General features: G+C 73.7%; 11 protein-coding genes. 4 read left to right on the top strand and 7 right to left on the bottom strand.

Going from position 1 to position 14245, the window contains the following annotated elements; translation table 11 throughout:
* The 3 genes from FM112_RS11390 to rfbB form a co-directional block, all read right to left on the bottom strand.
* On the bottom strand, window positions 1–942 hold a 942-nt coding region (locus tag FM112_RS11390), incomplete at its 3' end, for a glycosyltransferase family 1 protein (RefSeq protein ID WP_087007611.1).
* On the bottom strand, window positions 936–1808 hold the full coding sequence (gene rfbD, locus FM112_RS11385) for a dTDP-4-dehydrorhamnose reductase (protein WP_087007609.1): 873 nt from the start codon (window positions 1806–1808) through the stop codon (window positions 936–938). The genes rfbD and FM112_RS11390, both read right to left, overlap by 7 nt.
* Window positions 1805–2800: a dTDP-glucose 4,6-dehydratase gene (gene rfbB, locus FM112_RS11380; RefSeq protein ID WP_087007607.1), complete on the bottom strand. Its 996-nt coding sequence runs from the start codon at window positions 2798–2800 to the stop codon at window positions 1805–1807. Before rfbB ends, rfbD begins: the two co-directional genes overlap by 4 nt.
* Window positions 2801–2892: 92 nt before the next feature.
* Here rfbB and FM112_RS11375 point away from each other — a divergent pair, with 92 nt between their 5' ends.
* Entirely contained in the window at window positions 2893–5067 is a 2175-nt protein-coding gene (locus FM112_RS11375; protein ID WP_176386799.1) for a glycosyltransferase, read from the top strand.
* A 574-nt stretch (window positions 5068–5641) separates the two neighbouring features.
* Here FM112_RS11375 and FM112_RS11370 read toward each other — a convergent pair.
* Window positions 5642–6205 (bottom strand): hypothetical protein, encoded by a 564-nt coding sequence (locus tag FM112_RS11370; RefSeq protein ID WP_140400664.1) that lies wholly within the window; start codon window positions 6203–6205, stop codon window positions 5642–5644.
* A 571-nt stretch (window positions 6206–6776) separates the two neighbouring features.
* Here FM112_RS11370 and FM112_RS11365 point away from each other — a divergent pair.
* Complete coding sequence (locus tag FM112_RS11365) at window positions 6777–7583, top strand: ribonuclease HI (protein WP_176386798.1); 807 nt, start codon at window positions 6777–6779, stop codon at window positions 7581–7583.
* Between the two features lie 3 nt (window positions 7584–7586).
* Here the strand turns inward: FM112_RS11365 and FM112_RS11360 are convergent, their stop codons facing one another.
* Together FM112_RS11360 and FM112_RS11355 are read right to left on the bottom strand one after the other, a co-directional pair.
* A complete protein-coding gene (locus FM112_RS11360) occupies window positions 7587–8243 on the bottom strand; it encodes a response regulator transcription factor (protein ID WP_087007598.1) in 657 nt (218 codons plus the stop codon).
* Window positions 8221–9516 (bottom strand): histidine kinase, encoded by a 1296-nt coding sequence (locus FM112_RS11355; RefSeq protein WP_087007596.1) that lies wholly within the window; start codon window positions 9514–9516, stop codon window positions 8221–8223. Before FM112_RS11355 ends, FM112_RS11360 begins: the two co-directional genes overlap by 23 nt.
* Window positions 9517–9640: 124 nt before the next feature.
* Between FM112_RS11355 and FM112_RS11350 the strand changes: the two genes are divergently transcribed.
* Both FM112_RS11350 and FM112_RS11345 read left to right on the top strand, forming a co-directional pair.
* Window positions 9641–10513 (top strand): ABC transporter ATP-binding protein, encoded by an 873-nt coding sequence (locus FM112_RS11350; protein ID WP_087007594.1) that lies wholly within the window; start codon window positions 9641–9643, stop codon window positions 10511–10513.
* Window positions 10510–11877 (top strand): FtsX-like permease family protein, encoded by a 1368-nt coding sequence (locus FM112_RS11345; protein ID WP_087007592.1) that lies wholly within the window; start codon window positions 10510–10512, stop codon window positions 11875–11877. The genes FM112_RS11350 and FM112_RS11345 overlap by 4 nt, the downstream gene beginning before the upstream one ends.
* Window positions 11878–11894: 17 nt before the next feature.
* On the opposite strand, the gene FM112_RS11340 is transcribed toward FM112_RS11345, so the two are convergent.
* Complete coding sequence (locus tag FM112_RS11340; protein WP_176386797.1) at window positions 11895–14114, bottom strand: acyltransferase family protein; 2220 nt, start codon at window positions 14112–14114, stop codon at window positions 11895–11897.
* Between the last annotated feature and the right edge of the window lie 131 nt (window positions 14115–14245).

Below are 14245 nucleotides of genomic sequence, written 5' to 3'. Positions count from 1 at the left end.
GAGCGCCGGCACATCCGTGTGCACGACGGGGGTCCCGGCGCGGAACGCCTCGAGCACCGGCAGCCCGAAGCCCTCGTCGAGCGAGGGCATGCAGAACACCGTGGCGCGGTCGAGCACGACGGCCAGCTCCTCGTCCGTGAGGTAGCCGAGGCCGCGCACCCGGTAGCGCTCGACGCCGGCCTCGGCGCACAGGGCGTCGAGGTCCACCTCGCCCCAGCCGTCCGGGCCGGCGTGCACGAGCACGGCACCGGCGAGCTGCGGCTGCGCGAGCGCCCGGATGAGGCGGTCGAGGCCCTTGCGGGGCTCGAGGGTGCCGACCGCGAGGATGAACTCGCCCGGCAGGTTGAGGCGCATCTCGATCTCCGCCCGGCGGGCCTCGTCGGCGGGTACCCGCAGGTCGGGGGAGGCGGCGCCGGGGATCACGCGCAGCCGGTCGCCGAAGTCGTAGAGCTCGGCCACCTGCTCGGCCACCGCGTGCGTGGGGGTGACCACCGCATCCGCGTACTGCCAGGCGCGCTTGAGCTGCGCCTTGTGCCAGCGCACACCGTTGGGGGTGAGGGTGTCGGGATGCCGCCAGGGCACGGTGTCGTGCACCGTCACGACGGTCTGGTGCGCGTCGCCGCTCGACGGGTCGCGCAGCGGCGCGAACAGGCTCGGCGCGTGGAAGAGCCCGCCGCCGAACACGCCGGTGAGGAAGCCGTGCTGCCAGGCCTTCGAGAGCGCCTTGCGGCTGAGCTTCGAGGTCTCGATGTGGGCGATGCCGGGGAAGCGGTCGTAGAGCCGCTGCTCCTCCTCGGAGGGGATCTGCGAGACGAGCCCCGCCACCTCGCATCCCGCGGGGGCGCGGCGGATGACCTCGCGCGCGAGGTTCTCGGCGTAGCGGCCGATGCCGCCGGGCACGTCGCCGAGCAGCTGGTCGAGGAAGAAGTTGAGGGTCACCATGATGAGACGAGCACTCCATCTGCCGCCGCGGCTTCGAGGGCCTCGCGCCAGTCGCGCATCGGGGACAGACCAGCGCGGCTCCAGGCGTCGTGGCCGAGCACCGAATAGGCGGGGCGCGCGGCGGGCCGAGCGAAGGCGGAGGAATCGGTGGGGGCGACGCGCTCGGGGTCGTGCCCCGCGAGCCGGAAGATCTCGCGCGCGAAGCCGAACCAGGTGGTCTCGCCCGCGTTCGTGGCGTGGTAGACGCCGGCCGGGCCGCCCGCCTCCGCGAGCCGCACCGCCTGCTCGGCGAGGTCGCGCGTGTAGGTCGGCTGCCCGAGCTGGTCGTCCACCACGGCGACCTCGGGGCGCGACTCGGCGAGCCCCACCATCGTCTTCGCGAAGTTCGGGCCGCCCGCGCCGTAGAGCCAGGCGGTGCGCAGGATGCACGTGCCTTCGGGGTGCGCGGCGAGCGCCGCCTCCTCGCCCGCGGCCTTGCTGCGGCCGTAGGCGTTGAGCGGGTCGCGCGGCGCGTCCTCGCGGTAGGGCTCGTGCGCGTCGCCCTGGAACACGTAGTCGGTCGAGAAGTGGATGAGCCGGGCGCCGGTGCGCGCGGCGGCCTCGGCGAGCACCGCCACGCCCCTCGCGTTGATCGCGAACGCGGCCTCCTCGTCCTCCTCGGCCCGGTCCACCGCGGTGTACGCGGCGGCGTTGAAGACCACGTCCACGCCCTCGAGCGCGGCGGCCACGGCCTCGGGGTCGGTGATGTCGAGCTCCTGCCGGGTGCGCGCGTCCACGGTGTCGCCGGCCGCGGCGCGCGGCTCGAGCGCGCGCCGCAGGTCCTGGCCGAGCATCCCGCCGGCGCCGGTGATGAGGAAGGCGCTCATCGCGCCGAGTCCAATGCGGCGCGCTCCTTGAGGGGCTCCCACCAGTCGCGGCGGTCGCGGTACCACTGCACGACCTCCGCGAGGCCGGCGTCGAAGGGCACCTGCGGCTCGTACCCCAGCTCCTCGGCGATCTTGTCGATGTTCACGCAGTAGCGCAGGTCGTGGCCCTTGCGGTCGGCGACGTGCTCCACGGCGGACCAGTCGTGGCCCGTGAGCTCGAGGATGCGCTCGGTGATCTCGACGTTCGTGAGCTGGGTGCCGCCGCCGATGTTGTAGACCTCGCCGGGGCGGCCGCCGGCGTAGACCAGCGCGATGCCGCGGCAGTGGTCGTCGACGTGCAGCCAGTCGCGCACGTTCTCGCCCGTGCCGTACAGGGGTACCCGCCTGCCGTCGAGCAGGTTCGTGGTGAACAGCGGGATGAGCTTCTCGGGGAAGTGGTACGGGCCGTAGTTGTTCGAGCAGCGCGTGATCGAGAGGTTCAGGCCGTGCGTGCGGTGGTAGCTGCGGGCGAGGAGGTCGCTGCCGGCCTTCGACGCGGCGTAGGGGGAGTTGGGCTCGAGGGGGAACCGCTCGTCCCATTCGCCCTCCTCGATCGAGCCGTACACCTCGTCGGTGGAGACGTGCACGAAGCGCTCGACGCCGTGGCGCAGCGAGGCGTCGAGCAGGCGCTGGGTGCCGAGCACGTTGGTCTCGACGAAGACGCCGGAGTCGAGCACCGAGCGGTCGACGTGCGACTCGGCGGCGAAGTGCACGACCCCGTCCACGCGGGGGAAGAGCTCGTCGAGTAGGCGCTCGTCGCGGATGTCGCCGTGGACGAACTCGAAGCGCGGGTCGTCCTCGACCGGCGCGAGGTTCGCGCGCACGCCCGAGTAGGTCAGCGCGTCGAGCACGAGGATCTCGGCGCCCTCGATGCCGGGCAACTCATCGCGGATGGCGCGGCGAACGAAGTTCGAGCCGATGAAGCCGGCGCCGCCGGTGACGAGAAGTTTCATGAAGCTCCCTGCAGAGACCTGGGTGCGCGCCGCTGATGTTCGCCGCCAAGCCTACCCAAGACCGGCTGCGAATCCCGGTAGCTTGGGGGACCATGAAGCAGAATCCCGAACCGATCCGAAGCCTGCTCGCGATCGTCGTGACCTGGAACGGCGGGGAGGAGGCCGCGCTGGCGGTGCGGTCGCTCGTGCGGCAGTCGGTGCCGGACCGCGCGCTGTCGGTGCTCGTGGTCGACAACGGCTCGGCCGACGACACCGTGCCGCGCTGCCGGGCCGAGGGCGCGGCGGTGCTCGAGCTCGGCGAGAACCTCGGGTACGGGACCGCCGCCAACCGCGGCATGGCCTTCGCCCGGGCCGACGCCTACGTGCTGTGCAACCAGGACGCGATCTACGAGCAGGGCTTCGTCGCCGGGCTCGCGGACGCGCTCGACGCCTCGCCCGGGGCGGGGGCGGCGACGGCGCAGGTCCGCCTCGCCGGACGCTTCGAACGGGACGCGGAGGGCGGATTCGTCGGCCACGACGGGGAGCGCTGGCGGCGGGTCGAGGAGGGCGGCGTGGAGCTGCTCAACTCGACGGGCAATCAGGTGACGCGCAGCGGCAACGGGCGCGACCGCGGCTGGCTCGCGCCGGTCGGCACGGAGTTCCCGCGGGCGGTGTTCGGCATCCACGGCGGCGCCTGCGCGCTCCGCGCCGCGGCCGTGGCGCCGCTCGGCGGGTTCGACGAGCGCTACTTCATGTATTACGAGGACACGGATCTCTCGTGGCGGCTGCGCGAGGCCGGCTGGACGGTGGTCTACGCGGCCGAGGCCGTCTCGGTGCATCGGCACGCGGGCTCCTCCGGCACCGCGAGCGCGAGGTTCATCGAGTGGAACACGCGCAACCGGCTGTGGTGCGCGCTGCGCAACGGGCCATTCGCGATGCGGCTCACGGCGACGACCCGTACGGCGCTCTCGGCGGCGAGGGCGGGGGTATCGTTCCTCCGTGCGCGCGGCGACGCGGATGCGCGTGAGGCGGCACGGGCGCGCATCCGGGGCGCGCTGGCCGGGCTGCGGGGCGCGCGGCGGCTCGCGGCGCAGCGGCGGGCGGCGCACGAGGACACGACGCGCGGCGCCTCCCGCGGGGTCTCCGGGGGCGCCTCCCGCGCTGACGGCGGCCGGCTGCCGGTGCTGCTCGACTTCACCTCGCTGCCGCCCCAGCTGGGCGGGGTGGGCCGCTACCTCGAGGGCCTCGCGGCGGGGATCGAGGAGCTCGGCGGACGGCCGCGGATCGTGCTGCGGCGCGAGCACGAAGCGCATTTCCGCGCGCTGGCGCCGCACGCCGAGCTGCACCTCGCGCCGGGGTGGATCGGCAGGCGGGGTTTGCGCTTCCTGTGGGAGCAGACGGGGCTGCTGCGGCTCGCGAGTTCGGTCGGCGCGGCCGCGATCCACTCCCCGCACTACACGTTCCCGCTCGCGGCGGGGGTGCGCCGCGTCGTGACGGTGCACGACGCCACGTTCTTCAGCGATCCCGAGGCGCACACCGGGCTCAAGCGGCGCTTCTTCGCGTGGTGGATCCGCCGCGGCACGCGCGCGAACGTGCGCCTCGTCGCGCCCTCCGCGGCGACGGCGCGCGAGATCGAGCGCTACGCGGGCAGGCCTGCCCGCCCCATCCTCGTGGCGCACCACGGTGTGGACCGGGAGGTGTTCCGACGCCCGGAGGCGGCGGAGGTGGAGGCGTTCCGCAAGCGGCACGGGCTCGGCGAGGCGCCCTGGATCGCGTTCCTCGGCACGATCGAGCCCCGCAAGCGCGTGGGCGAGCTGGTGCGCGCGCATCGGGCGCTGTGCAAGGCGGATCCGGATGCGCCGCTGCTGCTCGTCTCGGGCGCGCGGGGGTGGGACGCGGATGCGGCTGCCGAGCTCGACCGCGAGGCGGGCCGCGCGGATTCGAAGGTGCGGGAGCTCGGCTATCTGCCGCTCGAGGAGCTGCGCGCGCTGCTCGGCGGGGCGGTGGCCTTCTGCTACCCCTCGATCGCGGAGGGGTTCGGGCTGCCCGTGCTCGAGGCGATGGCCTGCGGGGCGCCCGTCGTGGCGACCCGGCTCTCGGCGCTGCCCGAGGTGGCGGGGGACGCGGCCGAATACTGCGAGCCCGAGGCGGCGTCGATCGAGGCGGCGCTGCGCCGCCTGGCGGAGCGGCCCGACCTGCGCGAGCGCCGGGCTGCCGCTGGGCTGCGCAGGGCCGGGAAGTTCACCTGGGCGCGCTGCGCGGAGCTCCACCTCGAGGCCTACCGCTAGCCCCGGACTCGCGACTCGCGCGCGGCTCGTGGCTTGCGGCTCGGCGGTTGCGGCTCGCGCGGCCGGCGGCGCGACTACAGATGCGTCGCAGAATGCCGTTATGCAGTGTCCATAACCGCGTTCTCTGACGCATCTGTGTGTGTGGGGCGGGCCCGGGCCTTGTCCGGTGCCGTGCGGGATCCGTTCGGCTGCCGAGCCGGTGCCGTCTGGGTGTCGGGCTGGTACCGGCCCCGCTGGATCCGGTGGCGACAGATGCGTCGATGAGTGCGGTTATCCGGCGTCCGTAACCGCATTTCGTGACGCATCTTTGGAGAGCAAGGTCGGACCTCGTTCGGGTGTCGTTCTAGTACTGGCCGGGGCCCGGTAGTGGCTGGGGACAGATGCGTCGATGAGTGCGGTTATCCGGCACCCGTAATCGCGATCTGCGACGCGTCTGTGGGAATGCCGACGGATTCTCCACGATGCCGCGCGGGGCGGCCTGTAAGGACTGCTACTGCCTCAACGATTTCCCGGTGCGAAGGCCACCTGTCGTGAGTGATCCGATATCACTCACGACAGGAGACGTCGCATGAAGCTATGGACGTGTATCCGATGGACCGGCGATCGACTCCCAGGCCTCCTCCAGCAGGACCCCGCCGGGATGTGGACTGTGCTCGTAGAGATGCCGCAAGGCAGCCCATTGCTCCTCGGTGGCGTCCATATCGATCAGGTACTGATCGATGGACTCGTAACTGTGGTCCCCGATCCGGGTGGGGTTCTTCACCTCGGGGGAGACGCGGGGATTATGACGAGCGGTAAGGCCGTTGAGGGGGTCGCAGCGCGCGATCGTCTCGAGCAGCGCCCTGGGTGCGTCCGAGTTTCCCGCCAAGACACTCACGGCCTCATCGTCTTGGCTGGCGAGGAGCGCCCAGTAGAGCGATTCGGGGAGATCGGGTTCGCTGGCAAGAAACCACCGAAACTCGCTCGTACCGACTCGAACGCGTCGAATCATGTCCCATTCCTCAGTCGATTCTATTTCGGGGATAGGCATCGGAATGCTCCTGTACTCGATTTCTTGCAGGCGGACGTCTTTCTTCCATTCAAGCGTCGATCGTGAGAGCCGGGTGGCTTCGGGGCTGCGCAGTACCGGAGAGTTCACCGGGCACACCGTGCAGCGGGCCACCTCGAGGCCTGCCGCTAGCCACAGATCGGTCGCAGAACGCGGTTATTCGTTATGAAAACCGCACTTTGCGACGCATCTGATTCGGGAGGAGCTGGTCGAATCGAGGAATCCGTTCAACATCGGACTGACGCGCGGCCCCGGGCAACCTGTCCGGAGCTGCGTTCGGGGTGATGGCTCGGCAACAGATGCGTCGAAGAGTGCGGTTATCCGGTGTTCGTAACCGCATTCTGTGACGCATCTGTGGAGAGCAAGATCGGGCCCCGTTCGGGTGCCGTGTGGGATCCGTTCGGCTGCCGAGCCGGTGCCGTCTGGATGTCGAGCCGGCACGCGGCCCCAGCTGGACCCAGCTGGACCCGGCGGCGACAGATGCGTCGAAGAGTGTGGTTATTCGATGTTCAAAACCGCATTCTGTGACGCATCTGTGCCCAGCGTCACGAACACAGCGCGGGCACCGGGGATCCGTGGACGCCGGACGGGCACCGGGGATTCGCCGGCGCCGGACGGGGGACGCGCGGCCCGTGCCGGTTTGGCCGTAGGGTTCTGGGTGATGAACGACATTCTGACTATCGGCACCGACGGCGGGGCCGCGCCCAAGAACCCCGGCCCGACCGGCAGCGCCTGGGTCGCGGAGGACGGCCGCTGGCAGGCGAAGCACCTCGGCCACGGCACGAACAACATCGGCGAGCTCACCGCGATCAAGCTCGCGATCGAGGCGAATCCGGACCGGCCGCTGCGGGTGCTGAGCGACTCGCAGTACGCGATCAACTGCGTCACGACCTGGGGGCCGAACTGGCGCCGCAAGGGCGTCAAGGACAAGAAGAACCAGGAGCTCATCTACGAGATCATCGACCTCGTGGCGGCCCGCCGGTCGAGCGCGCCGGTGACCTTCGAATGGGTGCGCGCCCACGACGCGAGCAACAGCGCGCCGCTCAACTCGCTCGCGGACCAGTACGCGAACGCGGCCACGGATCCGGGGTTCGGCGAGCAGACGGGCGTGATCGAGGACGTGGCCGAGGCCTCGGCGGCCGCCGCCGCGAGGCAGCCCGGCGGCAGGTCTGCCGGCGCGGGCAAGAGCGGCGCCGGGAAGACGGGCGCGGCGAAGGACGGCGCGACCGGCGAGAAGCCGCAGCGCAAGGCCTCGGGCGCGTGGCAGACGATGACGGAGATCGGCAAGGCCCACGGGCTCACGGCGCAGCAGGTCGGCCGCCGGCTGACGGAGGCGGGGCTGCGCGACGGCTCGCTCGCGAGCGAGGCCGCGGTCGAGGCCGGATGGGCGAAGCACCGCACGATGAAGAACGGCACGACGTTCTCGGTGTGGAACCGCCACAAGGTGGGGGAGCTGCTGGGCGGATAGCGGTCACCGCCGGTGCTCGAGGTAGAGGAGGATGGCGCGCACGCGCCGGTTCTCCTCGCTCGGCGGCAGACCGAGCCCCGTGAAGATATTGCCTACGTGCTTGCGCACGGTCGCGGGGCTGAGGTGCAGCCGCTCCTCGATCTCGTGGTTGGCGGCGCCCTCGGCCATGAGCTCGAGCACCTCCCGCTCCCGAGCGGTCAGCGCGTCGAGCGGGCCGGGCGCGGGCGCGTGCAGCAGGTGCCGGGTGACCTCCGGGTCGATGACGGTGCCGCCGGCCGCGATGGAGCGCATCGCGCGGTCGAAGTCGGCGATGCGCCCCACGCGCTCCTTGAGCAGGTATCCCACGGCCCCCTCGGGCAGCGTGAGCAGCTCGCGGGCCGACCGGTCGCCGAGGTACTGCGAGAGCACGAGGACCGGCTGGCGCGGATTCGCCGCGCGGATGCGCAGGGCCGCCCGCAGCCCGTCGTCGCCGTCCCCGGGCGGCATCCGCACGTCCGTGACGACGAGGTCGGGTCGCTCCTCCGCGGCGAGGGCGCCGTAGCGGTCGAGCAGCCCGGGCGCATCCTCCGCGGTCGCCACGATCTCGTGTCCGAGCCGCTCGATCAGCATGATGAGCGACTCGCGCAGCAGCGTCGCGTCATCGGCGAGCAGGATTCGCATCCGCGGACTCCTCCGCCCGGGCCGGCCCGCCGGCCGGGACCTCGATCGACAGCGCGGTGGGCCCGCCGGCGGGGCTCGAGATGCGCAGCTCGCCGCCGACCGCGTCGATGCGCTCGCGGAGCCCGATCAGCCCGGTGCCGCGGGCGGGGTCGGCGCCGCCGCGGCCGTCGTCGGCCACGTCGATCCGGACGCGCTCCCCGCCCGAGGCCGTGATGACGACCCGTTCGGCGCCGCTGTGCTTAGCGGCGTTCGTGATCGCCTCGGCGACGAAGAAGTAGGCCGCGCTCTCGACGGCCGGGTCGAGCCGTTCGAGCTCGCCGCCCCGGAACTCGGCGGGGAGGGGCGCCCGCACCGCGAGCTCCTCGATCGCCGCGCTGAGCCCCCGATCGGCGAGCACCGCGGGGCGGATGCCGTGCACGGTCGCGCGCAGGGAGGCGAGCGCCTGCTCGGTGCGGGCCCGGGCGAGGTCGAGCGCGGACCTCGCCCCGGCGGTGTCCGCATCGAGTGAGATCAGCTCGAGCTCGAGCACGCCGAGCGCGGCGGCGACGCCCACCAGCTCCTGCTGCGCCCCGTCGTGCAGATCGCGCTCCATGCGCCGGCGCTCCTCCTCGTGGGCCGCGACGATCGCCGCGCGCGAGCGGGCCAGCTGCGCGATCCGCTGCTCGAGCTCGTCGCCCCGCGGCGCGAGTATCCAGTGGACGAGCGAGGCCTGGCCGAGGGCGAGCAGGGCGTTCGTATAGGCGTAGACGGCGAGGAGCGGCGGCACGAGCAGCAGCGGCGCCCACCAGTTCTCCGGGCCGACCCGCAGGCCGAGGTCGCCGAAGACCGTGACCTCGCGCTCCTCGCCCGACGCGATGACGGCGAGGCCGATGGGCACGATGAGGAATACCGTCTGGAAGAAGAGCAGCACGACGGCCGCCGCCCCCGCCACGATGTCGACGAGCAGCACGGTCGTCTCGCGCCAGGTGGCGGCCTCCGTCATCCGGATGCCCAGCCAGTGGCCGCGCTCCTCCCGCGGCACGGGCACGTGCCCGCTGGGCACCGCGGGGAACCCGAGCATCCTGCCGCGGTGCCGCTCGAGCGCGCCGAGCAGGATGCCCCAGAGGGGGATGATGAGGAACGTGGCGATCGCAAGGGGCGCGAAGAGCACCGCCACGGCTGCGCTGAGGACCAGATAGGCGAGCGCCCGCCAGGGCGCGCCGCCGAGGAGGAACCGCCACGGCGGCACCGCGATCCGGCGCCACGTGTCGGAGGGCTGGACTCGCGCGGGCATACCCCCACCCTAGGAGGCGGCGGCGCCCCGGTCCCGCTCCGGACCGCAAGAGTAGACCTGGCTCTACCCGCGGAGTGGCCCGGGCTCCGCCGACGGGGAGCCGCCGGTCGGGTTCGCTGGGGGCATGAACGTCTCCGCACCCGACCGCATCCCGCTCATCCGCGCCCGGAACCTCCGCCACGAGTATCCGCCCATCGACAGGCGCGGCGCGCCGGTGGCGGTGCTGCGGGGCGTCGACGTCGACCTCCGGGCGGGCGAGATGCTCGCGATCGTCGGCCCGAGCGGGTCCGGCAAGTCGACGCTGCTGCACTGCCTCGCGGGCCTGGAGCCCCTCTCCGAGCAGTCGGAGGGGGCCGAGCTGCGGGTGTGCGGGGTGCCGCTGCTCGTGCCGTCGTCCGGGGGCGCGCGGGCGGCGGGCCGCGGCCGCGTCGCCCGGCTGCGCCGCGACCGGCTCGGCTTCGTCTTCCAGAGCCTCAACCTCATCCCCTCCCTCAGCGTGCGCGAGAACGTCGCCCTCCCGGCCCGGCTCGCCCGCCGGGGCCGGCCCGATGTCGAGCGGGCGCTCGCGGAGGTGGGGCTCGAGGGGAACGGCGGCAAGCGGCCGGGGCAGCTCTCGGGCGGCCAGCAGCAGCGCGTGGCCATCGCGCGCGTGCTCGCCGCGGCCCCGGCGGTCGTGTTCGCCGACGAGCCGACGGGATCGCTCGACACGATCACCGGGGCGCGCGTCCTCGACCTGCTGCGGGCCTATCCGGACGCCGGGCGGGGGCGGGCCGTGGTGCTCGTGACCCACGATCTGGATGCGGCCTCGCGCGCCGATCGCGTGCTCGTGCTGCGCGACGGCGCGGTGCTCGTCGAGCTCGAGCGGCCCGAGCCGGCGCGGATCCTGGCGGCGCTCGAGGGCGCCACGCACGAAGGAGCCGAGGGCGCCGAGCACGAGCGGCGCCCGGCGGCGCCCGGCGCTCGGGACGCGGCGATGGCGGAAGGCGGCGCGCGATGATCCGGCTGGTGGCCGCGGAGGCGGTCGCGGGGCTCCGGACGTGGGCGGGCCTGCTGCTGGTCGCCGCGGTGGCGGCCGTCGCGATCGGCCTGCCGGCGAGCGCGCTCGAGACCGGCGCGGCGGTGGCGGACGAGGTGCTGGCGGAATCGCTGTCGAGCATCGCCGCGGTCATGTTCGTCTTCGGCGGCCTCGCGGCGGTGGCGGTGACGGCCTCCGTCTCGCGGCTCGCCGTGCGACTCGCCCGGGCGGATTACGCGCGCTGGCAGCTCGCGGGGGCGACGCCGGGGCGGGTGACCGCGGTGGTGCTGGTGCAGCTGCTCGTCGCGGGGCTCCTCGGCGGCTGCGCGGGCCTCCTCGCCGTGCGGGGCCTGATGTCGCCGTCCTGGCACCTGCTGCTCGGGGAGGATCTCGACGGGGTGGCGGTGCTCGCGGGCGCCCCGACGGCGATCGCCTCGATCGCGGGGGCCGCCGCGCTCGTGCTGCTCGGCGGCGGTGCCGCGGCGATCGCGGCGGGGCGGGTCTCGCCGCTCGCCGCCCTGGGCGGGAGCGAGGCGGAGCCGCGGGGCGCCGGGGCGATCCGATGGGCGTTCGCGGTGCTGGTGCCGGCGGGGGCCGCCTGGTTCGTGCACTCGATCCTCGCCGCGCGGCTGCGGGGAGGCGAGCCCGACCCGGAGGGCCGGCTGCAGCTGATCTTCAACATCGGCCCGCTGCTCGCGCCGGTGCTCGCGACGGCGGTCGTGGCGATGGCGCCGCTGCTGTACCCGCTGCTGCTGCGGGCGTGGACGGGGATCGTGCCGGCCCGGTGGTCGGGGAGCTGGATGCTCGCGCGGCATCAGGCCCGGTACCACCTTCGTCGGAGCACAGCCGCGGTCACGCCGCTCTTCGTGGGCGCCGCGATGTACGGCGGCCTGTTCACGAGTGTGCAGACGATGGGGAACGCGCTCGACGGCGACGCGAATCTCGCCCCGAACGAGGTGCTCGTGCTCCTGGGCGGCCCCGTGGCCCTCGGCGTGGTCGGCGCGGCCGTGGTGATCTTCATGAGCAACCGGTCGAGCGGGCGCGAGCAGGCGCTCCTCGACGCCGCGGGCGCGGGGCGGGGCATGATCGTGCGGATCGCGGCGCTGCAGGCCTCGATGCACGTGGCCACCGCGGCGCTGCTCGCCGGCGGGGTGATCCTCGCGACCGGCTGGATCCTCGCCGAGGGGATGCGCCCGCTCGTGCCGGGCGGCGTGGCGCCGAGCTTCGAGCTGCTGCAGCCCGCGCTGCTCGTTGGCCTCGGCCTCGTCCTGACGCTCGCCGCCACCGTGCTGCCGGTGCTGGGGCGGCTCCGGGAGCCGCTCGCGCGCCGGCTCGCGGGGGAGTGAGACGGGGCCGCCCGCAGCTAGGGCCGCGCGTACAGCTCCGCCGGCCAGTCCGGCACGTCCTCGGCGACGGCGTCGGCGAAGTGCTGCACGAGGGTCTTCACGTAGGTGGCGGTGAGGTGGTTCTCGTCGAACCACACCACGACGCCGCCGACCTGCGGGCGGCAGACACCGTCGGGGCAGATGTGCTCGGAGAGGTCGGTCCAGGTGCCGCCCGCGGCCTCGACCTCCGCGATGAACCCCGGGTCGACTGCCGGCGGCGCGGGCACCTCGCAGGCGCTCGCGTCCCAGCCGTTCGCGAGGCCGCACTCGTACGGCGCCGTCTCGAAGCGCGGGGAGTCGCGCAGCACGATCACCGAGGTGCCGGGCGAGGACTCGAGCGCCTGCTCGATCCACTCGGGCGCGCCCGTCATGGGCTCGTCCGCCTCGCCCGCGGCGGACATCGTGCCCACGAGCACGACGAACTCTGGTCGCTCGTTCGCGATGTAGTCGAGCGCCGCGCGCCAGGTCTTGCCGCACGCGTCGTCCGCCTCGAGGTCGCCGTCGCGCAGCGGGCATCCCGGCCCCGCCTGCAGCCGCACGTTCAGCGACTCCGAGATCTCGGCGGTGCGGTAGCCGATCGCCGCGAACTGCTGCGTGTGCGAGTTGCCGACGAACAGCGCCGTGGGCGCATCCGGCCCGGCCCCGAGGGATTCGAAGCACACGCCGTCCGTGCCCGGGGGCGTGTCGTACTCGGCGCATTCGGCGCCCTCGCCGGCCCACTCGTACTCGATCGACCCGGCGCCCGGCAGCGGATCCGCGACGGACGGGAGCCCGGGCGCCTCGGCCCCGACCTCGATCGTGATCGGGTCCCAGCCCGGGCTGCGATCCTCCTCGGTCGGCTCGGGGGAGGGCGCCGGGGTGCCGCCGCTCAGCGCATCCTGGGCATGGCCGGCCTCGGCGGCCGCGAGCTGCGAGCGCACGAGCTCGCCGCCGCCCGCCACCAGGCCGGCGGCCACGAGGCACACCGCGACGGTCGCGGCGGGGGTGGAGCGGATGCGCGGGGAGCGCAGCGCGGCCGCGAAGCGGCGGGCGGGGCGCAGGAGCGGGGTGCGCCGCAGCGGCCCCGCGCGCACGAATCCGGGGACGCGCCGGCCGACCGCGCGCGCCGCGGGCCGCTCGACGAGGTGCACGAGCAGCGCGCTCGCCGCGGCGGAGATCGCCATGATCCACAGGCCGTCGAGCAGCGGCACCTCCTCGAGCCCGCCGAGCCGGCGGTAGAGGATGAGCACCGGCCAGTGCACGAGGTACAGCGCGTAGCTGTAGTGCCCGAGCCCGCCGAACCAGCGGCGGGTGAGCAGCCGGTCGGCGCCGAGGCGGGTCGGGGCGCCGGCCGCGGCGATCACGAGCGCGGCGGCCGCGACGGGCCAGAGCGCGGCGAAGCCGGGGAAGGTGGATTCGACGGGCAGCACGAAGCCGCAGGCCACGAGCATCGCGACGCCGAGCCAGCCGAGGAGGGCCCGCAGCGCGGGGCCGAGGCGCAGCGCCGGCAGCACGAGCGCGAGCAGCGATCCGGCCGCGAACTCCCAGGCCCGCGCCCCGGTCTCGAAGTAGGCCACCTGCTGATCGGCCGCCGTGAGCCAGACCGACCACGCGAAGGAGACGGCGAACACGGCGCCGAACAGCGCGATGAGCACCCCGCGCACGCCGCGGCCGAGGCGGCGGGCGATCCCGTATCCGAGCAGGTGCAGGAACGGCCAGAGGATGAAGATCTGCCCCTGCACCGAGAGCGACCAGAAGTGCTGGAACAGGCTCGATGCCGCGTCCCCGCCCGCGTAGTAGTCGACGTTCTCGAGGATGAGCCGCCAGTTCTCGACGTAGAACAGCGCGGCGAGCGCATCCCAGTTCGTATCGCCCCAGAGGTGCCTGGGCACGAGCAGCCAGGCGGCGAGCAGGGTCAGCACGATCACGGCGGCGGCGACCGGCAGGAGCCGGGCAAAGCGCTGCAGGATCGTGCGCAGGGGCGCGGGCCGCGCGCCGGCCTCGGAGGCCGCGGCGAGGGAGCGGGTGAGCAGGAAGGCGGAGACGAGGAGGAAGACATCGACGCCGCCCGAGACCCGCCCGAACCAGATGTGGAAGACGACGACGAGCAGCAGCGCGAGGGTGCGCAGCCCCTGGACCTCCGGGATGAACCCGAGCCTCGGCGCGGGGCGCCGGGCGCGGTGCGCGCCGGTGCCGCGCCGGGACGGCGGGGACGCCACGTGCTCCAACCGGCTCGCCACCTTCCTCGTTCGGACCTGGCATCGGGGCGTCGGCCCCGATCCGGACCCGGATAAGTGTAGGTCGCTCGCGCGGCCCAGTCGACCGCTCGCGGGATGGCCGCGAGGGCGGG

Source organism: Gulosibacter sp. 10 (assembly GCF_900163695.1).
In the GTDB taxonomy this organism is placed as follows: domain Bacteria; phylum Actinomycetota; class Actinomycetes; order Actinomycetales; family Microbacteriaceae; genus Gulosibacter.
The sequence above is the reverse complement of the archived record's forward strand: the minus strand, read 5'-3'. Positions and strand labels throughout refer to the sequence as shown.